We start from the raw sequence: 21,350 nt of genomic DNA, 5'->3' as shown, positions 1-21,350 counted from the left end.
GTTCCGGCCCGACATCCGTGAAGAGTCCCGACAGATGCGCGGGCGCCGGGGTGTCCGGGTGGCGGCGGACGCGAGGGAGGAGGGGGGTCAGCGTGAGTGCCGGGGGCTGTCGGGGTTCATGAGCGAGTGGTGGCGGCCGTACTCGAAGTACACGATCAGTCCGATGACGAGCCACACGCCGAAGCGCACCCACGTCTCCCAGTGCAGCTGCGAGATGAGGAAGAGCGAGAACGCGACACCGACCACCGGGACCAGCGGCATGAACGGCAGTCGGAACGTGCGCGGGGCGTCGGGCTTCGTGTAGCGGAACACGATCACAGCCACGCAGACGACGACGAAGGCTGCCAGGATGCCGATGTTGGTCAGGTCGGCGACGACCCTGATCGGGAAGACCCCCGCGAAGAACGCTGAACCGAGGCCGGCGATCCAGGTGACCCGCTGGGGCACTCCGCGCCGGTCGACCGCGGCGAACCACCCGGGCAGCAGGCCGTCGCGGCTCATGCTGAACCACACGCGCGTCGCGCCGAGCAGGAAGGTGAGCATGACGGTGAGGATCGACAGCACCGCGAACACCGAGATGATCGACGCGATCACCGGGAGTCCCACGCTGGAGAACGCCGAGGCGAACCCCGCCTTGGGGTCGATGTCCTCATAGTTCTGCATGCCGGTGAGCACAAGGGTCGCCGCGACGTAGAGCAGCATCGCGATGACGAGCGACAGGATGATCGCCTTCGGCATGTGCTTCCGGCCGTCCTTCGCCTCTTCGGCGGCCGTGCTCATGGCGTCGTAGCCGAACACCGCGAAGAAGACCGTCGCCGCACCCGTGAACACCGGGCCGAAGCCGCTCGGCATGAAGGGGTCGTAGTTGGCGGCGTCGATGTGGAACACGCCGAGTCCGACGATCGCCAGGATCAGGATGATCTTGACGGCGACAGCGACCAGCTCGAAGCGCCCGAACGTCTTCGTGCCGCGGCTGAGCAGGAACGTCACGAACAGGCAGACCACGATGGCGGGGACGTTGACCACCCCGCCGGCTTGATCGAAGGTCTCGGTGAGCGCGGTCGGAAGATGGATGCCGAACCCGGACAGGAACGCGTCGAGGTACCCCGAGATCCCGATGCCGACGACCGCGACGATCGCGACGTACTCGAGAAGGAGGTCCCACCCGATGAACCATCCGGCGAGCTCGCCGAGGGCGACGTAGCCGTAGCTGTAGGCGGAGCCCGCGCGGGGGATCATCCCGGCGAACTCGGCATACGAGAGCGCGGCCGCTGCGGACGCGAGCCCTGCGATGAGGAAGGACACCAGCACGGCCGGACCGACCGCGGGATTCTCGGCATCGCCGTGTGCGACGAGGCCCGCGAGCGAGAAGATCCCGACGCCGATGATGCCTCCGACCCCGATGGCCGTCAGCTGCCACAGCCCGAGCGACTTGAAGAGGCCGCTGTGCGCGGCATCCTCCGTCATCTCGTCGAGCGGCTTGCGCCTCCACACGGACCTGTTCTGCTTCGCTGCACTCATTCGCGGTCTCATCGCCCTTCTTGATGACAGTGACATGTTACACGTCACGAGGGTCGAGGGCTCACCCCGCCCGCCGAGTGCACGGTGTGTTCGCGAGAGCACGGGTTCTTCGCGTTGCGAAGTCGTGCACCCGACACGAAGCCGTGCGCTCGCCGGACGCGGAGCGGGAGCCGGGCGCGGGCGGGGACGGACGCGGGAGCGGGACCGCGCGAGGGCTACGGGCGGATGCCGGTGAGGGCGGCGCTGCGCTGCCAGAGCGCCTCGGCGAGCGCGGCGTCGTCCACCTGCGGGTTCACCTTCGTCGTGAGCACACGCTCGTCGTAGTACGCGCCCGAGAACCAGGTCTCATCCGGGGTCCCCTCGATGAACCACCGCAGCGTCGCCCCGCCCTTGTCCGCACCGATGAGCATGAGGTGCTTGAGCGGCGTGCGGTACAGCAGCCGCATGATGCTCGAGGAGTCCGAGGCGAAGTTGGTCTGCACGGTCCCGGGGTGGAACGCCACCGCACTGAGCCCGTCGGCGTGGAACTTCGTGTGCAGGCTCCTGGCGAACAGCACGTTGGCGAGCTTGGCATCGCCGTAGGCCTTGTTCGGGCTGAAGCGTCGAGCGTTGTCGAGGTCGTCGACGTCGAGGTGTCCGAAGAGGCGATGGGCGATGCTGGAGGTGTTGACGACCGCCCCGCGAGAGCGCAGCAGGGCGGGCAGCAGCAGGTGGGTGAGCAGGAACGGCGCCAGGTGATTGACCTGCATGGTCTTCTCGAATCCGTCGACGGTCGGCGTCGGATCCCCGAAGATGCCTCCGGCGTTGTTCGCGAGCACATCGATGCCGCTGTCGCCGACCGCATCCGTGATCTGCGCGGCGAGGGCTCGCACGTCGTCGAGGCGGGCGAAGTCGGCCGTGAACCAGGTGGCGCCGGTCTCCTCGGCGACAGCACGTGTCTTCTCGGCCGATCTGCCGACGAGGATGAGGCGGTTCGACGGTGCGGAGAGCTGGCGGGCGGCCGCTGCGCCGATGCCGTCGGATGCTCCGGTGAGGACGATGGTCTTCACGGTCGGGCGCTCACTCCGCAGGGACGGAGGGAGTGATGCGTCGGACGGCGCGCGTGACATGCTCGGCGATCACGGCGCGCGCCTGTTCCGGGTCGCCGCTGGCGATGGCGTCGACGATCTGCTGGTGACTGCGCACGTGCTCCTCCTGCTCGGTCGGATCGAGCGCGGAGTTGGCGGCCTGGATGAAACCGGTGATGCGCCCGCGAAGCTGACCGCTGAGCTCGTCGAGGAAACGGTGTTCGGCGAGGTCGGCGAGGGTCTCGTGGAAGAGGCGGTCCTGACGAAGCACCTCGGCGATGTCTCCCGGGGCGGCGTCGGACATGTCCTGGATGATCGCGCCGAGCCGGGCGGCCGACTCCTCGTTCCATCGTTCCTGCACCCGGATCGCCATGAACTGCTCGAGCACGATCCGCAGGCTCGAGATCTCCTCGAGGTCCTGTGCGCTGAGCTGCGCGACGCGCGCGCCACGACGGGGCTCTCGGGTGATCAGGCGCTCCTCTGCGAGACGGGTCAGCGCCTCGCGCACCGGGATGTGGCTGACGCCGAGCCGGTCGGCGAGCTTGCGTTCCACGAGGCGCTCCCCCGGGGCGAGCTCTCCGGAGTGGATGGCCGCGCGCAGCTCGTCCGTGACCTGTTCGGCGATGTTCTGATCCGAGACGCTGCGCACCGTGGCTCTCCTGTCTGTGCCGGAAGCCGCGGGCGGCTCTCGCACGAGTTCCTGCATCGACCGATGCTATGGCAAATCCCTCGGAGTGTCGGGATGACCGCCCGAGGGGCGTAACGAGAACGTAACCGCATTCGCCTCATTCGCACTAGACGCCGCCGCGCATTTGCTACATGCTATAGCGAAACCCTTCCTGACCCGAACGCATCACCCGACCCTTGGAGGCACCCATGTCGCGTCGTCGTGTATTGCTCGGCGGAGCAGCGCTGCTCACCGCCGTGCTCATCACCGCTGGCTGCAGCAGCACCCCTTCGTCCGACGGAGGCCAGGCGCAGGAAGGCGGCTCCCTCACCGTCGCCGCCGCGCAAGGCATCCCGCAGCTCAACCCGGCCATCCGCACGTTCGCCTGGGAGGAGGTGCTGTTCCCGCTGCTGTGGAACGGCCTCACCAAGACCGACGAGTCCGGTGAGATCGTCGGCGACCTCGCCGAGAAGTGGGAGGCATCGGAGGACCAGAAGACCTGGACCTTCACCCTGCGCGACGGCGTGACGTTCTCCAACGGCGACCCCTTCACGGCCGAGGATGCCGTGGCGTCGTTCGAGTACTACCTGGACCCGGAGACGGCGACCCAGGAGAAGAACAAGATCGACATGGTCACGGATGTCACGGCGTCCGACGAGAAGACCGTCGTCATCACCCTGTCCGAGCCGATCGCCACCTTCGCCGCCGGCATCGTGTGGGTCAAGATGCTCGACGTCGACGCGCTCGACACCATCGACAAGGAGCCGATCGGCACCGGCCCGTACATCGTCGACACCTTCACCCCCGACGACAGCCTGACCCTCGTGCCGAACCCCGAGTACTTCGGCGAGGCCCCGGCGCTCGACGAGATCACCCTCGTCAAGGCCGCGGAGTCGACAGCGGCCGTCACCGGCCTGCGCTCCGGCGACATCGACGTGCTGTGGTCCGTTCCCCAGGGCGACGTCGCCGGGCTCGAGGGCGGCGGGGACATCGCGCTCGTCAAGCCCGAGAACCCGAGCCAGTGGCCCTCGTGGGAGGTCGACACGCAGTCGGCGCCGTTCGATGACGTGCGTGCCCGTCAGGCGCTCGCCTACGCGACCGACCGTGAGGCCATCCTGGAGGCCGCGTACTACGGACAGGGCACCGTCTCGCCGACGAACAACGCGCTCGGCGAGGTCAACCCGTGGTTCGGCGGCGACCTGACCGACTACTCCTACGACCTCGACAAGGCCAAGGAGCTGTTCGCCGAAGCCGGTGTCACCGAGGGCAGCACGCTCACATGGTGGGGCGTCGCCGGGCAGTACCCCGAGTGGAACACGAGCGGTGAGATCCTGCAGGCGAGCCTGAAGGAGATCGGCATCACGCTCAAGATCGACAACAACGACATCGGCACCTGGGTCGACTCGTTCTACCCGGCGGGCAAGAGCTTCCCCGGCTACATCGTGCCGAACTTCCAGTCCACGCCTCCGGAGCCCGCGTACTCGCTGAACTTCTACCTCGAGGGCCGCTGCGAGTGCAACTGGGTCGATCCCGACTTCCAGACCGCGTTCGCCGACGCCGTCGCCGAGCCCGACGAGGCCGCACGCGCCGAGAAGTGGGGCACGGTGCAGACGATCATCAACCAGCAGGTCCCGCTGATCGTGCCGCTGCAGTCCACGGTCGTCACCGCGACCAGCACGAAGGTCGACGGCGTCTGGGTCGAGGGCGGCGGGCAGCTGCACCTCGAAGGCGCACAGCTCAAGGGCTGACGTGGCGCTGTCCATCCTTCGGCGGGTGGCGATCAGCATCGCGATGCTGATCGCCACCTCGCTTCTCGTGTTCGTCGTGCTCCGGCTGCTGCCGGGCGACCCCGTCATCACGCGCCTCGGCTCGACGCCGGGCGTGGATGCCGAGATGCTCCAGCGCCTCCGAGAGGAGGCCGGCCTCGACGCGCCGATCATCGAGCAGTACCTGCGGTGGATCGGCGGCGTGTTCACCGGCGACTTCGGCCAGTCGTACTTCAACCAGTACTCGGTGTCCGAGCTCATCGCACAGCGGCTCCCCGCCACCCTGGAGCTCACGCTGATCGGCATCCTCCTCGCGGTGATCATCGCGACACCGGCCGCCGTGATCGCCTCGCTGCGCCCGCTCGGTGTGGTCGACCGCATCCTCACCGCGATCTCGACCGCGGGCATGGCCCTGCCGCAGTTCCTGATCGGCATCGTGCTGATCGTGGTGTTCGCGGTGCAGCTCAAGGTGCTGCCCGCCCGCGGCTACACGCCCTTCAGCGAGGATCCCGGCGACAACCTCGTGCGCATGATCCTGCCGGCGCTCACGCTCGCGTTCGCCGCGGCGCCTCTGCTCATGCGGTTCCTCCGCGCTTCGATGGTCGAGGTGCTCGACGCCCCGTACATCCGCACGGCCCGCGGCAAGGGGCAGTCGGCGAGTGGCGTCGTGATCGGGCACGCACTGCGCAACGCGCTGATCCCCGGTCTCACGATGCTCGGCCTGATCGTCGGCTACACGCTCGGCGGCGTCGTGATCGTCGAGTACGTGTTCGGCGTGCCGGGCCTCGGCTCGCTCGCGATCGACGCGGTGTTCAAGCGCGACTACGCGGTGCTGCAGTCGGTCGTGCTGCTGATCTCCGCGATGTTCATCCTCACCACGCTCATCGTCGACCTCCTCTACGGCGTGCTCGACCCGCGTCTTCGTGCAAGGAGCAGCCGTGGCTGACACCCTCACCCTCGCCCTGCGCGCCGCCCGTCCGCGGCGGAGGCTCGCGCTCGCCTCGTGGATCCCGCTCGCGCTCCTCGCGGTGATCGTGCTGGCGTGCGTGCTCGCACCTGTGATCGCGCCGTTCGACCCCTCGGCACAGTCGCCCGACCGGTTCGCCGGACCGTCGGCCGTGCACCTGTTCGGCACCGACGAACTCGGCCGCGACCTGTTCAGCCGCGTGCTCTACGGCGGGCAGCTGACGATCTTCATCGCGGGCGGCGCCACCCTGGTCGCCATGGTCCTGGGTATCGCCTGGGGGATGGCGGCGGCGTTCGCCCGCGGCATCCTCGACGAGATCCTGATGCGCCTGGCCGACACGGTCATGGCGATCCCGCAGATCCTCTTCGCGCTGGTGTTCATCTCGGCGTTCGGCGCCGACCCGGTCAAGCTGGCCGTGATCATCGGCATCCTGCTCACTCCGACGACCGCGCGGCTGGTGCGTTCCTCGGTGCTGAGCGAACTGCAGGAGGACTACTTCACAGCCGCCGTGGCCTTCGGCTCGAAGCGCAGCAGGCTGCTGTTCGCCGAGGTGCTGCCGAACGCCCGAGGTCCGATCGTGGTGCAGGCGGCCATCAACGCGGCCAACGCGATCCTGCTCGAGGCGTCGATGAGCTTCGTCGGCCTCGGCATCGCGCCGCCGGAGGCGACCTGGGGCACCCTCGTGCAGCAGGGCTACCAGAAGATGTATCAGTCGATCGGGTACGTGCTCTTCCCCGCGCTGTTCATCTTCGTGACCATCTGGCTGCTCAACGTGCTCGCCGACCAGTTCGGCGGCGATCGGAAGGGGAAGGGCCGATGACGGACACCGCTCCCGTCCTGCAGGTACAGGACCTCACCGTCTCCTACGGCGATGCGATGCCGGTCAAGGGCATCTCGTTCTCGGTGCGCCCCGGTGAGCGGATCGGCCTGGTCGGCGAATCCGGCTCCGGCAAGTCGCTCACCGCCCTGTCGATCATGCGTCTGAACGACGGCGCGACGCTCGGCGGCAGCATCCGCCTGCGCGACCGCGAACTGCTCACGCTCAGCAAGCGCGAGATGACCAGGGTGCGCGGGGGCGAGATCGCGATGGTCTACCAGGACCCGATGTCGTCGCTGAACCCCGTGCGCACGATCGGTCATCAGCTCGTGGAGGCGATCCGCCTGCACGACAGGGTGTCGAAGGATGCGGCACGCGCCAGAGCCGTCGAGCTGCTGACCGAGGTCGGCGTGCCGCTGCCCGAGGAGCGCCTGACGCAGTACCCGCATGAGTTTTCGGGCGGCATGCGGCAGCGCGTCATGATCGCGATGGCCATGTCGTCGCGGCCAGCCGTGCTCATCGCCGACGAGCCCACCACGGCGCTCGACGTCGCCACACAGTCGCGCATCATCGACCTGCTCGACCGGCTGGCGGATGAGCACGGCACCGCCGTCGTGCTCATCACACACGACCTCGGCGTCGCGGCCGGCTTCTGCGAGCGCATCCATGTGATGCGGCGCGGGGCGATCATCGAGGAGCAGCCGGTCGACGCGCTGTACTCCGCCCCCGAGCACCCGTACACGAAGGCGCTGCTCGGAGCCGTGGTCGACCTCACGATCGACGTGCATCAGCCGATCCGCACCTCCGCCGAGGTGTTGGAGCGGGGCACGGAGCCGCTCGTCGAGGCCGGCTCCATCAGCGCGGTCGACCGCGCCCGCGAATCGGGGGATGTACTGGTCGACGTGCAGGGCGTGTCGAAGGTGTTCACGCTCGGCTCGGGCCGTCGGGTGACCGCGGTCGACGACGTGTCGTTCCAGATCCGCCGTGGAGAGACCGTCGGACTCGTCGGCGAGTCGGGATCGGGCAAGTCGACCGTGTCGAAGGCGGTGCTGGCCCTCGGCGGCATCGACGGCGGGACGGTCGTGTTCGACGGGCAGCGGCCGCACGAGATGCGCGGCGAGGAGCTGCGACACCTGCGTCGGCGGATGCAGATGGTGTTCCAGGATCCGTTCTCGGCGCTCAACCGGCGCCAGACCGTGTCGCAGATCATCGAGGCGCCCCTGCTCGCCCACGGCATCGGTACCAGGGCGACCCGTGCCGAGAAGGTGCGCGAGGCCATGCATCGCGTGCGGTTGGACGAGGAGTTCGCGCACCGGCTGCCCCGGTCGATGTCGGGCGGTCAGTGCCAGCGCGTGTCCATCGCACGGTCGCTCGTGCTCGAGCCGGAGTTCCTGGTGCTCGACGAGTCGGTCTCGGCTCTCGACGTGTCGATCCAGGCGCAGGTGCTCAACCTGCTGCGCGAACTGCAGGCCGAGCTGGGGCTGACGTACCTCTTCATCAGCCACGACCTCGCCGTGATCCGGTACATGTCGTCGACGGTGGCCGTGATGCAGCAGGGACGGATCGTCGAGATCGGCGCCCGCGACGCCCTGTTCGCGAATCCGCAGCACGAGTACACGCGCGGGCTCATGGCGGCGATCCCGGTGGCCGATCCGGTCTTGGAGCGCCGGCGTCGTGCCGAGGCTGCGGCGCTCTGGCAGGCGCGGGGAGCGGTCACGGGGGCCGTTCCGGCTGGAACCACCCGATGACGAAGGAGTTGTCATGACCGACCGATCGATCGCTGCGGCGGATCCGTACGCAGAGACAGTCGCACCGGAGGGCGGTGCGCGCTCCACGAGTCGGCGCGCGCTCATGGCCGGGCTCGGTGCTGTCGCGCTCGGCACGGCCGGCTCCCTCGCAGGTGCGGCATCCGCCCAGGCGGCGCCGGTCGCCATGGGCGCGAAGGACATCACCCGGGCGGAGTCCGTCGCCGAGCTGGCGAAGATCCGTGCGCGCGACGGTGAGGTGGCGATCGTCGCCGGGTACCGGAAGCCGGGCGATGCGGGGCTGCTCGTGTACGTCGGATCCGAAGATGCGAAGGTCGAGGCCAACGGCGGCACGGTGATCGCCGGCAAGCGCGACACCCGCTGGCTGCTGCAGCACGACGGCACGGTCGACTTCCGCGTCTTCGGCATCACCGGGCCGGAGACCCCCGCCGACGACGCGCTCGACGCCATGGTGAACGACACCCGTATCCGGCGCATCGAGGGGAACACGGACCTGCTGTTCCGGCGGCGGCATCGCTTCACGCGCTCGCACCTCGAGATCGACTTCGGCGGTCACCTCCTCACCACGGACGGGATCGAGGCGAACACCCACGACAACCCGTTCGGCGCCGTGATGTTCTTCACCGGGGTGTCGAAGGACGTCGTCGTCGAACATGCGCTGGCGGAGGCGTGGCCGGAGCTCACGGACGCAGTCGCCGTGCCCGACGCGTCGAAGTTCCCCGTCGGCTCCTGGTGGGCGGTGCAGTGCGATCCGGTCGCCGGGGGCGGCGCGGATGAGCGCGAGCTCCAGCGGTTCGTGCAGGTGACGCAACAGATCGACGGGAACCACATCCGGATCGACTACCTCAACGGCTGGCCGCTGGAGAAGGGCCGAAAGCTCAGCTGGCGGCAGATGGACCCGGTGGCCGGAGTGCGCATCTCGAACATGCGCTTCCTCGGCGCGGGGCCGTTCGACGGACCGACGGACGGCTCGTTCCCCGACTCCCGGGAGCTCACCGGCTCCCACCCGATCGCGTTCGAATACGCGATCCACTGCGACGTCGCGGATGTGCACGCCAGCCGCACCTGGTGGCCCGTGATCATGCGGCGCTGGAACACGCACTTCACGACCGAACGCTGCTCCGTCGAGAACCCGCCGACGGTGATGTACGGGGGCGCGGGGTATCTCACGCAGCAGATCTACAGCCTGTACGGGCGGGTGAGCGACTGCACATCCTCGAACGCACGGCACCTCAACGATCTGACCGCCAGCGCGTACTGCATCGTCGAGAACTGTCACGGCGACGGTGACGACCAGGGCGGCAACCCATTCACCACGCACGGGCAGTACGAGCACGACCTGACCTTCATCGGAAACTCGGGGCTGATGGACATCGCCAACTCCGGCGCGCAGTGGGGCACCTCCGCGAAGCGCATCACGGTGCGCGACCACGTCTGCTCGTGGTTCGTCGCCGGCACGAAGATCAGCGACCTGACGCTCGAGAACGTGCGGGTGATCGCGCGCTCGACCTTCGACCCGCAGGCGACGATGACGATCAACGCCGACGGCGCCCAGCTGCGGGGATGCACCGCCGGGCTGTTGGCCATCGGGCAGCGGTCGACTCGATCGTCGCGACCGACCGTCATCGAGGACTGCACCTTCGCCCTGCCCAAGGACCAGGTGCTCGTCCAGACGCCGGTCACCGCTCCGGTGAGCTTCGTGCGGTGCACGATCACGGGGATCGACGGAGCGAAGGCGCGCGGTTCCGGACCCGTCGAGTTCGTCGACTGCCGCCTGAGCGGTCCGGCGACGGGCGCGCCGGCGGAGTTCGGAGCCGCGAAGGTGACGATCCGCGGCGGTTCCGTGCGCGATGTGGTGCTGAGCGCGACGGCGGTGCGCGACCAGTCCGTCACGCTGGAGGGCGTCGAGCTCGGCACCGAGCGCACGGAGGGCGCCCTGCTGACCAGGGCCGCCGGTTCCGGGGTGGTCTCGTGGCGGGTGAATGGGGTGACGTCGACGGTGCCGAAGGGTGCGGCCCATATCGACATCGGTGCGGGCGTCAACCACGCCCGCGTCACCGGCAGCCAGTTCGTCGGAGGACGGCTGCGGATGGCCGGGGGGTTCGCGGAGCCGTCCACCCTGCTCTACAGCGACTGCGTCGAGCGCGGGGTCGAGGCAGACCTCTCCGAGCCCGGTGAACGCGTGCTTGTCGCCGACGTGCTCACGAGCGCGTGAGCGGCGGCATCATGGAGAACATGGAGGACCTGTCTTGAGCGACACGGTATCGACGACGCGCATCGGAGACCGCATCCGCGTCCCTCGCACTCGCGCGCGCATCGGCGTGGCCCGACGCGACATCACTCCGCCGATCGGCATCCGTGCGAAGAACTGGGGACCGGCGGACTGGGAGCGGTCGGAGGGCGCGCACCGTCCGTTCGAGCTCACCGCCCTCGCCGTGATCGCGCCCGACGACCGGCCGCGCGTGCTCCTCGCGGTCGACGGCACGTGGTGGCGTCGCGTCGCCGATGAGCAGGGTGTGCGCGGAGCGATCCTGTCAGGACTCGGACTCGAACCCGACCAGCTGATGCTCTCGCTCTCGCACACGCACGCGGGTGCGGTGCTCTGCGCGGCCGACGCGCACCTGCCGGGCGGGGAGCTCATCCCCGGATACCTCGAGGCGCTCGCCGCCGCGGGCGTCGCCGCAGGACGCGAGGCGCTCGACGGCGCGGTGCCCGGACTCATCGAATGGACGACGGGCACCTGCACGCTCGCTGCGGACCGTGAGCTCGACATCGACGGCCGGGCGCTCGTGGGGTACAACCCCGCAGCGACGGCGGACGACACCGTCACGATCGGCCGCCTCAGTGTGGATGGCGCCGTGCGGGGGACGCTCGTCAACTACGCCTGCCACCCGACCACCCTGGCCTGGCAGAACCGCGAGGTGTCGCCGGACTACGTCGGGGCGATGCGCGAGATCGTCGAAGCCGCCACCGCGGCGCCGTGCCTGTTCGTGCAGGGAGCGTCGGGCGAACTGGCCCCGCGCGAGCAGTACACCGGCGACGTCGGGGTGGCCGATCGCCACGGACGCTCTCTCGGACACGCGGTGCTCGCCGCGCTCGACGCCCTGCCCGTTCCTGGTGCGGAGCTGACGTTGAAGGGTGTCGTGGAGTCGGGCGCTCCGCTCGCGATCTGGGCCGGACGTGCCGCCTCGGGTGGGGAGGGCGCCGGGGGATCGGTGTCATCCGTGGACCTGCCGCTGCGCGACCTGCCGACGCTCGACGAGCTCGCCGAGGAGTGGAAGGACATCGACCCCCGCTCCCGCGAAGAGCGCCTCGGCCGCGCCCGCAACCTCCGCGACGGATACATCGACGGTCCGACGGTGCAGCACCCCGTGTGGGCCTGGCGGCTCGGCGACGCGGTGATCGTCGGTCACCCCGGCGAGGCGTACTCCCGCTTGCAGACCACGCTCCGCGCGCGGTTCCCCGACACGCCGATCGTGGTGATGAACCTGACGAACGGCCCCGGGTTCGTCTACCTGCCCACGCGCGACGCCTACGAACGCGGCGCGTATCAGGCGTGGCAGACCCCGCTCGCGCCCGGTGCGCTGGAGCTGCTCGAGGAGCATGCAGTCGCCGCCGTCGAGGCGCTGCTCGACCGGTGAGCCGCCCCCTACTAGACTTGCTATAGCAAAATTCCGAACCCTGAGGAGAGCAATGACCGCGCCCGTCGCCATCGTCACCGGAGGCTCCGCCGGCATCGGCTGGGAGATCGGTCAGCGCCTCGCCGCCGACGGCTACCGCGTCGTCGCCGCCGACCGCGTGCCAGGACTCACCGCGGGTGGCAACGCCGCCGGCATCCTGTGGCGCGAGCTCGACGTGACCGACCACGCCGGCGTCGACCGGGTGTTCGGCGAGATCGAGGCGGAGCTCGGTCCGATCGAGGTGCTCGTCAACAACGCGGGCATCCAGCGCCACCGCGGCATCGAAGACCTGACGTGGGACGAGTGGTCCGCCGTGGTTGATGTGAACCTGCACGGGGTGTTCGCAGCGCTGCAGGCGGCGGGCAAGCGGATGCTGGAGCGCGGCGATGGGCGCATCGTGAACATCTCGTCGATCTCCTCTCGTGGCTCCGCGGGGCGCGCGCCCTATGCCACGACCAAGGCCGCCGTGATCGGACTGACCTCGACGGCAGGTGCGGAGTGGGCGTCCCGTGGAGTGCGAGTCAACGCGGTCGCGCCCGGCTATGTCGACACGGGCGTCTTCCGTCAGGGTGTCGAGGCGGGAACCCTCAGCCTCGACACGATCCTCTCCCGCATCCCCGCGAAGCGCCTGGCCGAGGCGAGTGAGATCGCCGCCGCCGTGAGCTTCCTCGTCTCCGACCAGTCGCGCTACATGAACGGCCAGACGCTCTACGTCGACGGCGGGTTCATGGTCGACTACGGCGTGCCCCTGGCGAAGAAGCCCGACTGAGACCTGCCGCGACCTCGGGAGGCCTCCGGAGGAGGTCTCACCGCAGGTACGCGTCGACGAGGAGCGGGCCACGGATGGTGCGCAGCTCCTCAATGATGCGCGTGATGCTCGCTGCGCCGGTCGAGGAGAGCGCGAGGTCATGCGGCCCGAGGGGTTCGAGCTTCCCGGTGCGGACGCGGATGACCTCCCACCCGGCGGCGCGGAGGGCGCGGTCCTTCCGCAGGTCGGCGTCTTGCCGCTTGCCGACGTGCTCCAGGCCGTGGCGGCCGACCGTGTCGTACTCGAGCGCCACCCTGAGCTCCGGGAACACGATGTCGGGCCACACCTCGGTGTGGCGGAAGAACGGTCGAGACACCTTCACCGCGTTCACGGCCGTGTCGAACGCGATCCGCGCCGCGAGGGCGGCCCGGAGTCGACCCTCCGCCGCTGAGGCGGGGCGCGGCGCGCACGCGCTCACGAACGCGGTCCCGGTGGGCAGGTCGGGGGTCTTGGTGCAGAGCTCCGGTGCGGGGCGGCGGGGCTTCCGGGGCAGGGCCCGTGCTTCGCCGAGCACGACCGGCTGCGGACGGGCGAGCGCGGAGCAGTCCGGGCACCACGCCGAGCGGCGGCGCACCTGCCCCGGGCGTTCGCGCTGCTCCGTCGGGGTGGCGGCGAATCGGTGCCCGAGCGGGCACTCCCAGCACAGCAGCACGTCGGCCGCGAGTGGGACCTGCGACAGCGCGATCCCGTGGTTGAGCTCGGGGTGGTACTGGCGGATCAGTTCTGGGTACGCCGCCCAGCCCGCACGATACGTGCCCACCTCATACGGAACAGCGCGACCGCGGGAGAACTGCCGTCGCGCCCACCACTGCATCACCGGTTCCGGCACGCGCCGACCATACCTGCGGGCACGGACACCGCACTCGGCGGATCCCGATGTCCCCGGTCCGTGCGACGATCCGCACGTCGACGGGAGAACGGATGCGTGGGGAAGCCACGGTGCTGCACGCCGACCTCGATGCGTTCTACGCGTCGGTCGAGCAGCGTGACGCCCCCGAGCTGCGCGGTCGACCGGTCATCGTGGGCGGAGGCGTCGTGCTCGCCGCGAGCTACGAGGCGAAGGCGCGCGGGGTCCGCACGGCGATGGGCGGTCGACAGGCGCGGGAGCTGTGCCCCGACGCGATCGTCGTCCCGCCGCGGATGGAGGCCTACTCGGCCGCAAGTAAAGACGTGTTCGCGATCTTCCGAGACACGACACCGCTCGTCGAAGGGCTGTCGATCGACGAGGCCTTCCTCGAGGTCGGCGGTCTGCGGCGGATCGCCGGCACTCCGCACGAGATCGCGGTGCGATTGCGCGAACGGGTGCGGGCGGAGGCGGGGCTGGCGATCTCGGTCGGGGTCGCTCGCACCAAGTTCCTCGCCAAGGTCGCCAGCGCGGTGAGCAAACCCGACGGACTCCTGGTCGTCGAGCCCGACCGCGAGGAGCAGTTCCTCCTTCCCCTTCCCGTCGAACGGCTCTGGGGCGTGGGTGCGGTGACGGCCGAGAAACTGCACCGCTACGGCATCCGTACGGTCGGCGAGCTCGCCGAACTCGAGGCCGCGACCGCCGAGCGGATGCTGGGCAAGGCGACGGGCGCCCACGTGCACGCGCTTGCTCGGCTGCGGGATCCTCGGCCGGTCGACACCACCCGGCGACGCGGATCCATCGGGTCGCAGCGCGCGCTCGGCAGCCGTACCCGCTCGGCAGAAGAACTCGACCTCATCCTCACCCAGATCGTCGACCGGCTCGCTCGACGGCTCCGCGACGGCGGCCGCGTCTGCCGCACGGTCGTGCTGCGTCTGCGTTTCGGCGACTTCACGAGGGCCACCCGCTCGCGCACGCTTCGAGCGCCGACCGACCGCACCGCCGTCGTGCTCGCCGTGGCGCGTGCCCTGCTCGACGCCGCGCAGCCCGAGATCGCCGCGCGCGGCATCACGCTGATCGGCTTCTCACTGACGCAGCTCGACCGCGTCGGGAACGTGCAGCCCGAACTGCCGATCGACTGGGGTGACGAGGCGCGCCTCGACACCGTCCTCGACACCCTGCGCGACCGCTACGGCGCCACCTCCGTGTCGCGTGCGGCTCAGCTCGGACGCGACCCGGGGTGGTCGTCGCCCCTCCTGCCCGAGCACGAGTGAGCTTCAGGCCAGAATACTGGCCATAAATCACGCCAGACTTTAGCCTAAAATCATGGTCATGCAATCAGTGTCGGTCAGTGAAGCGAAGGACAGGTTCTCGCAGCTGGTGGAGTCGATCGACACCACACACGAGGCGGTGACGATCACGCGCCACGGACGCCCCGCGGTCGTGATGCTCAGCGTCGACGACCTGGAGGCGCTGCAGGAGACCCTCGCGCTGCTCCAGGATCCGCATCATCGCGATGAGGTGGCGGAAGCCGATGCGGACATCGCTGCGGGACGCACGCTGAGCCTTGCCGAGGTCCGCGACCAGCTGGGCCGCCGGTGACGTCGGGACCCTACGACGTCCAGCTCACCGGACCCGCCGTGCGAGCTCTGCAACGACTGGAGCCGAAGCTCGCCGACGCGGTGCTTCGCTTTCTCGATGGACCGCTGGCCGAGAACCCGATGCGCACGACCAAAGCGCTCGGCGCCGAGCTCGCGGGTCAGCGCAGTGGCTATGTCGGCATCGCGTACCGGGTCGTCGTCCGTGTCGACGAACCCGCACGGACGGTGTACGTGCTGCGTATCGCTCACCGCGCAGACGTGCACCGGAGGATGTGAGCGCCCCGACCTCGGCTCAGGCCTTGAGCATGGAGGCGCGCGCGATCAGGCCGTCCACGACGTCGAATGTCGCGATGGTCTCGGTGGCCACACCCGCGTTGATGACCTGCTCCTGCGCGACGACCCACCGCGCGCCGAAGAGCACACTCGTGTCGATGACGCACGACAACTCGGGATTCTGCAGCCGCGGCTCGTAGAACGCGCGGATCGCGGCCGACCCGACCACGGGCTCGGGTGCGACGCCGGTGATCACGGCATCCTCCGCGTAGGTCGCGACGAAGACGTCGAGGTCGTGCTCGTTGAAGGCGTCGAGCTGCGCCTGCACGGTCTCGAGAGCGGTGCGGTGGAAGACGGTGCGGTCAGTCAATGCGAACTCCTCCGTTGACGTCATACGTCGCTCCGGTGATGAAGCGCGCGCGCTCCGAGGCGAGCGATGCGATGATCCAGGCGACGTCCGCCGGCTGGCCGAACGCGCCGAGGGGGATCCCGGCCTCGAGCTTCGCGCGGCCCTCGCCCTGCAGCTGGTCGGTGATGGCGCTCGCGACCGGACCGGGGGTGACGGCGTTGACGCGGATGCCCTCCGCCGCGAGGTGGCGTGCGAAGCTGCGCGTGATCGCGAGGATCGCCCCCTTGCTCGCGGCGTAGTGGATGCCCGTCTGCAGCGCACCGACCTGACCGGCGATCGAGGCGATGTTGATCACGGAGCGGTCGCCCTCGGCGGCCCGGAGCAGGGGGAGTGCACCCCGGGTGAGGAAGAAGGTGCCGCGGGCGTTGGTCTCGAGGACCATGTCCCACTCGTCGAAGTCGATGTCGTCGTACGCGGTGTACGGGCACACGCCGCCGTTGTTGACGAGCACGTGCAGCGAACCCCAGGTGGTCGTGATCTCGCCGATCAGGGCGTCGATCGACTCGCGCTCGCGCAGATCGAGGCGGGAGACGTGCACCTCGGGCGCCCCGGCTTCGCGGCACTCCTCGGCGACGCGGGCGGCTTCGGCCTCGCGCCCCGTGTACGTGATCCAGAGGGAGACGCCCTCGCGGGCGAGGTCGAGGGCGGCGGCGGTTCCGATACCGGAACTGGCACCCGTGATCAGTGCGCGGCGAGTCATGTGCTCGATGCTATAGCAAGATTCCCATGCTGTACACGCATTTGCTAGATGCTATAGCATCGCTGTCATGACCGAGCCCTTCATCCTCGTCAGCGACTGCGACCTGCCAGGAACCGTCATCGAAGACACCCTCCGGCAGGCGGGACTCCGCGCCGACCGTGCGGCATCCGGCAGTCTCGACGACATCGCCGCCCGCGGAGCCGACGCCCAGGGGCTCGTCGTCCAGTGGGCGCAGATCACCGGTGAGGTGATGGACCGGATGCCGAACCTCCGCATCATCAGCCGCGTCGGCATCGGCTACGACATGGTGGACGTCGAGGCGGCGACCGCTCGCGGCATCGCCGTCGCGAACACCCCGAGCTACTGCATCGAAGAGGTCGCCGCCCACACGATCGCCATGATCATGACGCTGGCCCGCGGCCTCCCCGCCTACGACCGTGCGGTGCGCGGAGGCACGTGGAAGGCTGTCGACGCGCGCCCGATGGCGGTGCGCCCCTCGACGACCACCGTCTCGGTGCTCGGGTTCGGCCGCATCGGCTCGATCGTGGCCCGCGGCTGTCGCGCGCTGGGCTTCCGCGTCGTCGTCGCCGACCCGTACGCCTCCCCCGAGGCCGTGCGTGCGGCAGGATGCGAGCCCGTCGAGATCGCGGATGCCGTGGTGCGCGCCGACATCCTGACGCTCCACGTTCCGCTCACCGACGCCACGAGGCACCTGATCGACGCCGAGGCGCTCGCGACCATGAAGCAGGGCGCCGTCGTCGTGAACACCTGCCGTGGTCCGCTCATCGACGAGGACGCGCTCGCCGCCTCGCTGCGTGCCGGACACGTGGGCGCTGCCGCCCTCGACGTGTTCGCGGGTGAGCCGCTCGCCGCCGATTCTCCGCTGCGCGACCTCGACCAGGTGCTCCTCACCCCGCACGCCGCCTGGTACTCGCCCGAAGCACTGGCGGATCTGCCGGTGCACGCGGCCGACAACATCATCCGCTACCTTGCCGGCGAGTCGGTGCCGATCGTCAACCCGGCGTTCGCCGCGGCGCGCTGACCGCTCCCACCCGGCGGCCTGTGTCCGGGGCACGGTTCCTTGTGCTGAGTGCACCGTGTCCCGGGCAGAGGCCGTCGGTGGTCGCGGCGCGCCGGCTCAGGCATTCCTGCGAGATCAGGCGACATCGCTGCGAAGCGGCCTGTTCTGGCGCGATCGCCTGTGTCGGCCGCGAGTCGTGCGGCGCGAAGACCCGCGGGCGTCAGCCGGCGAACGGGGTGACCGGGATGCCGCGTGCGCCCGGCCGCACAGCGAACACCGATCCGGCCTCCGTGCCGTGGTCGGCGGGCAGACCCTGTGCCGAGGTGGTGATGTAGAGCGTGCCGAGGTCGTCGTCGCCGAACGTGCACGCCGACACCTGGGGGACTGGGAGCTCGATGGCCGCGATCTGCCGGCCGGACGCGTCGTATCCGTGCACGGCGCCGCCTCCCCACAGCGCGACCCACACGCTCCCGTCGGCCGCGACGGTGAGGCCGTCCGGCAGACCCTGCTCCTCCGGGATCACGGCGAACGACCGGCGGCCGCGGAGATCTCCCTCGACGACGTCGAACACGTCGACGCGGTGGGTCATGGTGTCGACGTAATAGGCGCGTCGGCCGTCCGGAGCGAAGCCGATCCCGTTCGACACGGTCGCCCGCGGCAGCACGGTCGAGACCTCCAGGTCGGGGTCCATCCGCAGCACGCTCCCCGCATCCGGAGTCGCGTCGTACGCCATCGATCCCGCGAGGAGGCGGCCGCGAGGGTCGCAGCATCCGTCGTTCATGCGCACCCGGGGGTCCTCGAACAGCGTCGCGACGGCATGGGTCTCGCCGTCAACGTCGTCGGCCAGGTACACGGTGCGCGCGCCGACCGCCACGAGGCCGCCGCCGGTGCGGGGCCGGGCGAAAGCCAGGTACTCGTCGTCGATGTGCTGCCTGGTCACGCCGTCGGGCCGCAGCGCGAGCAGGTCTCCTGCCTCGCCGTCGACCCAGCGGAGCCCACCCCACCCCGCCCACCACACGGGTCCTTCGGCGTGGTGCGCGACCGGACCGGTGACGTTGTCCGGGGTCATGCTTCTTCGCGGGGCTGCATGCGCGGCGGTGCGGGGCGCAACGGATCGACGATCGGCATCCGCTCAGGCTCTGCGGCGGGAGCAGGCTCCGGGGCGCGGGCGGCCTCGGCGTCGGATGCGGGAGACGCGGTGCCCTGCGCCGGCAGCTCCCGCGCGACCTGCTTCTCGAGCACGGTGACGGCGGCATCGGAGAGCAGGATGAGCCCGTCGAGCTCTTCGCGCACCCTCTTGTAGGCGACGTTGCGCTCCGCCTGTGTCGCCGACTCGTCGACCGCGACCTTGAGCAGTTGCTGCGCCCGTTCGAGTCGCTTGCGCTCCGGGCCCGTGAAGGTCGAGTCGCGCAGGCGCCTGGCGTCCTTCTCCGCGATCTCGAAAGCGACCGCGTAGTCGCCAACGGCCTGCAGGTACTCGGTGATCTGTTGCTCCGACACCTTCGCGTCCGCGGATGCCGGGCGCAGGGCGTCTGCGGTCTTCTTGGCGCGCAGGAACGCGGCGGTCAACGGCTGGCGTCCGTCGCTCATCGCGGGGAAGGCGATCAGTTTCGCGACGTCGAGCTCGTAGTCGAGCCAGCGGGCGGTGATCTCGTCGTGCTCGGCGAAAAGCCGTGCGACGAGGTCGTTAGGGACGACGGATGCCGTGGTGTCGACGACCGAGGGCCCGCGGCGCTTGGACTGCTGGGTGAGCGCGCGCGCCTCGATCTCGGCGGTCTTCAGCTGCGCTTTCATGCGGAGCGTCTCCAGGCGGCGCTCGTGGCGGCGCTTGGAACTGCGCTCCCACGACTTCGCGATACCACCGGCCATCGCCATGACGGGGAAGATGAGCCACCAGTAGTTCTGCGCGAAGGTGCCGAGGCCCCGGATGAACTCGTCCATGATGGGTTCAGCCTACTGCGCGGTCCTCTCGCATCCGGGCTCGGATCCTCGGCGCCGAAGGGTCAGACGGCGACGGGTGGGCGCCGTTCGGGGCACGGCGATTCAGCGCAGCGCATGCCTGTCCAGCCAGCGGCCGACGGCGTGCCCGATCTCGACCGGTCGATCCTCCGCGGCGTGGTGCCCGGCGGCGCCCACGTGCTTGATCTCGAGGCCGGCGAACAGCCCGCGCGCCCAGGCGGTCGCCCCCTCATCGATCAGCAGCGTGGGAGAACCCTCGAACGTCAGCAGGAGCAGAGGCAGGTCGTGCGCGGACGCGAGCCGAGCGCCCGCGTTCTCGAGCCGTTCGATGAGCTCGGCGGGCGGGGCGGCCAGCTGCCGGGCCCACGCCAGCAGCGGCCGACGGCTCTCTCGCGAGTCATACGGTGCGAGGTACGCGGCGAGGTCTGTTTGCGGCACGGGTGTCAGCACTCCGGCGGTGAAGGCCTGACGGATGGCCGCATCGGTGTCGAGGAACATCGCCTCGCCCTCGGCCGAGAGGATGAGCTCTCGACGCGCGCGGGCCTGCGCCGACAGGTGCTCCGGCCGCGGCGGGCGCAGGACCGCTTCGAACACGGCGACACCGCGCACTCTCTCGGGGAATCGGGTCGCCCGGTCGATCGCGAGAGCGCCTCCCCAATCGTGCCCGACGATCACCGCGGGTCGTTCGCCGAGGACGGCGTCGAACCAGGCATCCAGGTATCGGGCGTGATCGGCGAACGAGTAGGCCAGGTCGGGCTTGCCGGAGGCACCCATCCCGATGAGGTCGGGCGCGAGGAGTCTCCCGGGTCCGACTGCGGGAAGGACGTTGCGCCACACGTGCGAGGAGGCCGGGTTCCCGTGGAGGAAGACGATGGGCGTCGTCGCTTCTCGGTCCGACGCCCCGTCGGGGGTGTGTTCGATGAAGTGCATGCTCGAGTCGAGGACGGTCTGTTCAGGCATGGTGCTCTCCCTCGTCCGTGGTGGCGGCGAGCAGCGCACCGAGGGTGACGACGAACTCGGAGGCCGCTTCAGTGTCACGCCCGCCGAGCGGGCTGAGCATCTTCTCCAGCAGCTCCTGTACCGTCTGCATCGCCGGACCGATCGTCGTCGACGCGCGGGCGGTGAGACGCAACCGCACGATGCGGGAGTCATGATCGTCGCGGGTGCGGTGGACCATGCCGTCCGCCTCGAGCGCGCGGATCAGCCGGGAGACGTACTCGGTCTCGATGCCGGAGGCGGCGGCGAGTTCCCGCTGGCTCGGGGCTGCTTCCACCGACCCGGCGGCGTCGGTGGAAAGGGAGTGCAGCGTGGTGAGCAGCACGTACGTCGCGTGCGTGAGGCCGTGCTCTCGCACGGCGCGGTCGACGGCCGTACGCCATCGATTCGCCAGGCGCCAGACCATCGCGCCGGCCGTCGCTCCGGAAGGACCGTTCATGGTCTCACTGTACGAAGAAACAGTTGCTATGACAACTGTTTCTTCGTCG

The 21,350-nt window shown here is 69.7% G+C and carries 21 protein-coding genes; 11 read left to right on the top strand and 10 right to left on the bottom strand.

What is annotated here, in order from left to right; translation table 11 throughout:
• Positions 1 to 87: 87 nt before the first annotated feature.
• From AB0E56_RS01980 to AB0E56_RS01970, 3 genes are all read right to left on the bottom strand, one after another.
• Positions 88 to 1,521 (bottom strand): amino acid permease, encoded by a 1,434-nt coding sequence (locus AB0E56_RS01980; protein WP_359796398.1) that lies wholly within the window; start codon positions 1,519 to 1,521, stop codon positions 88 to 90.
• A 215-nt stretch (positions 1,522 to 1,736) separates the two neighbouring features.
• On the bottom strand, positions 1,737 to 2,570 hold the full coding sequence (locus tag AB0E56_RS01975; RefSeq protein WP_359796397.1) for an SDR family NAD(P)-dependent oxidoreductase: 834 nt from the start codon (positions 2,568 to 2,570) through the stop codon (positions 1,737 to 1,739).
• A gap of 10 nt (positions 2,571 to 2,580) precedes the next feature.
• Positions 2,581 to 3,294: a GntR family transcriptional regulator gene (locus AB0E56_RS01970; RefSeq protein ID WP_359796396.1), complete on the bottom strand. Its 714-nt coding sequence runs from the start codon at positions 3,292 to 3,294 to the stop codon at positions 2,581 to 2,583.
• Positions 3,295 to 3,464: 170 nt separating this feature from the next.
• Between AB0E56_RS01970 and AB0E56_RS01965 the strand changes: the two genes are divergently transcribed.
• The 7 genes from AB0E56_RS01965 to AB0E56_RS01935 are packed head-to-tail and all read left to right on the top strand — an operon-like array spanning position 3,465 to position 13,020.
• A complete protein-coding gene (locus AB0E56_RS01965; RefSeq protein WP_359796395.1) occupies positions 3,465 to 5,003 on the top strand; it encodes an ABC transporter substrate-binding protein in 1,539 nt (512 codons plus the stop codon).
• Between the two features lies 1 nt (position 5,004).
• The gene (locus AB0E56_RS01960; protein ID WP_359796394.1) at positions 5,005 to 5,967 is read left to right on the top strand and encodes an ABC transporter permease; all 963 of its coding nucleotides are present in this window, start codon (positions 5,005 to 5,007) and stop codon (positions 5,965 to 5,967) included.
• Positions 5,960 to 6,808 (top strand): ABC transporter permease, encoded by an 849-nt coding sequence (locus AB0E56_RS01955; protein WP_359796393.1) that lies wholly within the window; start codon positions 5,960 to 5,962, stop codon positions 6,806 to 6,808. Before AB0E56_RS01960 ends, AB0E56_RS01955 begins: the two co-directional genes overlap by 8 nt.
• On the top strand, positions 6,805 to 8,553 hold the full coding sequence (locus AB0E56_RS01950) for an ABC transporter ATP-binding protein (protein WP_359796392.1): 1,749 nt from the start codon (positions 6,805 to 6,807) through the stop codon (positions 8,551 to 8,553). The genes AB0E56_RS01955 and AB0E56_RS01950 overlap by 4 nt, the downstream gene beginning before the upstream one ends.
• A 13-nt stretch (positions 8,554 to 8,566) precedes the next feature.
• Entirely contained in the window at positions 8,567 to 10,786 is a 2,220-nt protein-coding gene (locus AB0E56_RS01945; protein ID WP_359796391.1) for a peptidase C14, read from the top strand.
• 34 nt (positions 10,787 to 10,820) lie between these two features.
• Positions 10,821 to 12,212, top strand: coding sequence for a hypothetical protein (locus AB0E56_RS01940; protein WP_359796390.1), 1,392 nt, complete (start codon positions 10,821 to 10,823; stop codon positions 12,210 to 12,212).
• Positions 12,213 to 12,264: 52 nt separating this feature from the next.
• Positions 12,265 to 13,020: an SDR family oxidoreductase gene (locus AB0E56_RS01935; protein ID WP_359796389.1), complete on the top strand. Its 756-nt coding sequence runs from the start codon at positions 12,265 to 12,267 to the stop codon at positions 13,018 to 13,020.
• Between the two features lie 37 nt (positions 13,021 to 13,057).
• Here AB0E56_RS01935 and AB0E56_RS01930 read toward each other — a convergent pair whose 3' ends face one another.
• Positions 13,058 to 13,888: a zinc-ribbon domain-containing protein gene (locus tag AB0E56_RS01930; protein ID WP_359796388.1), complete on the bottom strand. Its 831-nt coding sequence runs from the start codon at positions 13,886 to 13,888 to the stop codon at positions 13,058 to 13,060.
• A gap of 92 nt (positions 13,889 to 13,980) precedes the next feature.
• On the opposite strand from AB0E56_RS01930, the gene dinB reads away from it, so the two are divergent.
• The 3 genes from dinB to AB0E56_RS01915 are packed head-to-tail and all read left to right on the top strand — an operon-like array spanning position 13,981 to position 15,780.
• Positions 13,981 to 15,177 carry a DNA polymerase IV gene (gene dinB, locus AB0E56_RS01925; protein ID WP_359798251.1) on the top strand — a complete coding sequence of 399 codons (1,197 nt, stop codon included), beginning with the start codon at positions 13,981 to 13,983 and terminating at the stop codon, positions 15,175 to 15,177.
• A 52-nt stretch (positions 15,178 to 15,229) separates the two neighbouring features.
• Entirely contained in the window at positions 15,230 to 15,505 is a 276-nt protein-coding gene (locus AB0E56_RS01920) for a type II toxin-antitoxin system Phd/YefM family antitoxin (RefSeq protein WP_359796387.1), read from the top strand.
• Complete coding sequence (locus AB0E56_RS01915; RefSeq protein ID WP_359796386.1) at positions 15,502 to 15,780, top strand: type II toxin-antitoxin system RelE/ParE family toxin; 279 nt, start codon at positions 15,502 to 15,504, stop codon at positions 15,778 to 15,780. Before AB0E56_RS01920 ends, AB0E56_RS01915 begins: the two co-directional genes overlap by 4 nt.
• A gap of 16 nt (positions 15,781 to 15,796) precedes the next feature.
• Here the strand turns inward: AB0E56_RS01915 and AB0E56_RS01910 are convergent, their stop codons facing one another.
• Positions 15,797 to 16,147, bottom strand: coding sequence for a nuclear transport factor 2 family protein (locus tag AB0E56_RS01910; RefSeq protein ID WP_359796385.1), 351 nt, complete (start codon positions 16,145 to 16,147; stop codon positions 15,797 to 15,799).
• Positions 16,140 to 16,886, bottom strand: coding sequence for an SDR family oxidoreductase (locus tag AB0E56_RS01905; protein ID WP_359796384.1), 747 nt, complete (start codon positions 16,884 to 16,886; stop codon positions 16,140 to 16,142). Before AB0E56_RS01905 ends, AB0E56_RS01910 begins: the two co-directional genes overlap by 8 nt.
• A 67-nt stretch (positions 16,887 to 16,953) precedes the next feature.
• On the opposite strand from AB0E56_RS01905, the gene AB0E56_RS01900 reads away from it, so the two are divergent.
• The gene (locus AB0E56_RS01900; protein ID WP_359796383.1) at positions 16,954 to 17,928 is read left to right on the top strand and encodes a C-terminal binding protein; all 975 of its coding nucleotides are present in this window, start codon (positions 16,954 to 16,956) and stop codon (positions 17,926 to 17,928) included.
• Positions 17,929 to 18,127: 199 nt separating this feature from the next.
• Here the strand turns inward: AB0E56_RS01900 and AB0E56_RS01895 are convergent, their stop codons facing one another.
• From AB0E56_RS01895 to AB0E56_RS01880, 4 genes are all read right to left on the bottom strand, one after another.
• Complete coding sequence (locus tag AB0E56_RS01895; protein ID WP_359796382.1) at positions 18,128 to 18,976, bottom strand: SMP-30/gluconolactonase/LRE family protein; 849 nt, start codon at positions 18,974 to 18,976, stop codon at positions 18,128 to 18,130.
• Positions 18,973 to 19,848 (bottom strand): hypothetical protein, encoded by an 876-nt coding sequence (locus AB0E56_RS01890; protein ID WP_359796381.1) that lies wholly within the window; start codon positions 19,846 to 19,848, stop codon positions 18,973 to 18,975. The genes AB0E56_RS01895 and AB0E56_RS01890 overlap by 4 nt, the downstream gene beginning before the upstream one ends.
• Before the next feature lie 102 nt (positions 19,849 to 19,950).
• Positions 19,951 to 20,826, bottom strand: a complete 876-nt coding sequence (locus AB0E56_RS01885; protein ID WP_359796380.1) for a haloalkane dehalogenase — start codon at positions 20,824 to 20,826, stop codon at positions 19,951 to 19,953.
• A complete protein-coding gene (locus AB0E56_RS01880; protein WP_359796379.1) occupies positions 20,819 to 21,301 on the bottom strand; it encodes a MarR family transcriptional regulator in 483 nt (160 codons plus the stop codon). Before AB0E56_RS01880 ends, AB0E56_RS01885 begins: the two co-directional genes overlap by 8 nt.
• Positions 21,302 to 21,350: the final 49 nt, after the last annotated feature.

The organism is Microbacterium sp. NPDC028030 (genome assembly GCF_040637855.1).
In the GTDB taxonomy this organism is placed as follows: Bacteria; Actinomycetota; Actinomycetes; order Actinomycetales; family Microbacteriaceae; genus Microbacterium.
This window is presented reverse-complemented; position numbering and strand designations above follow the sequence as displayed.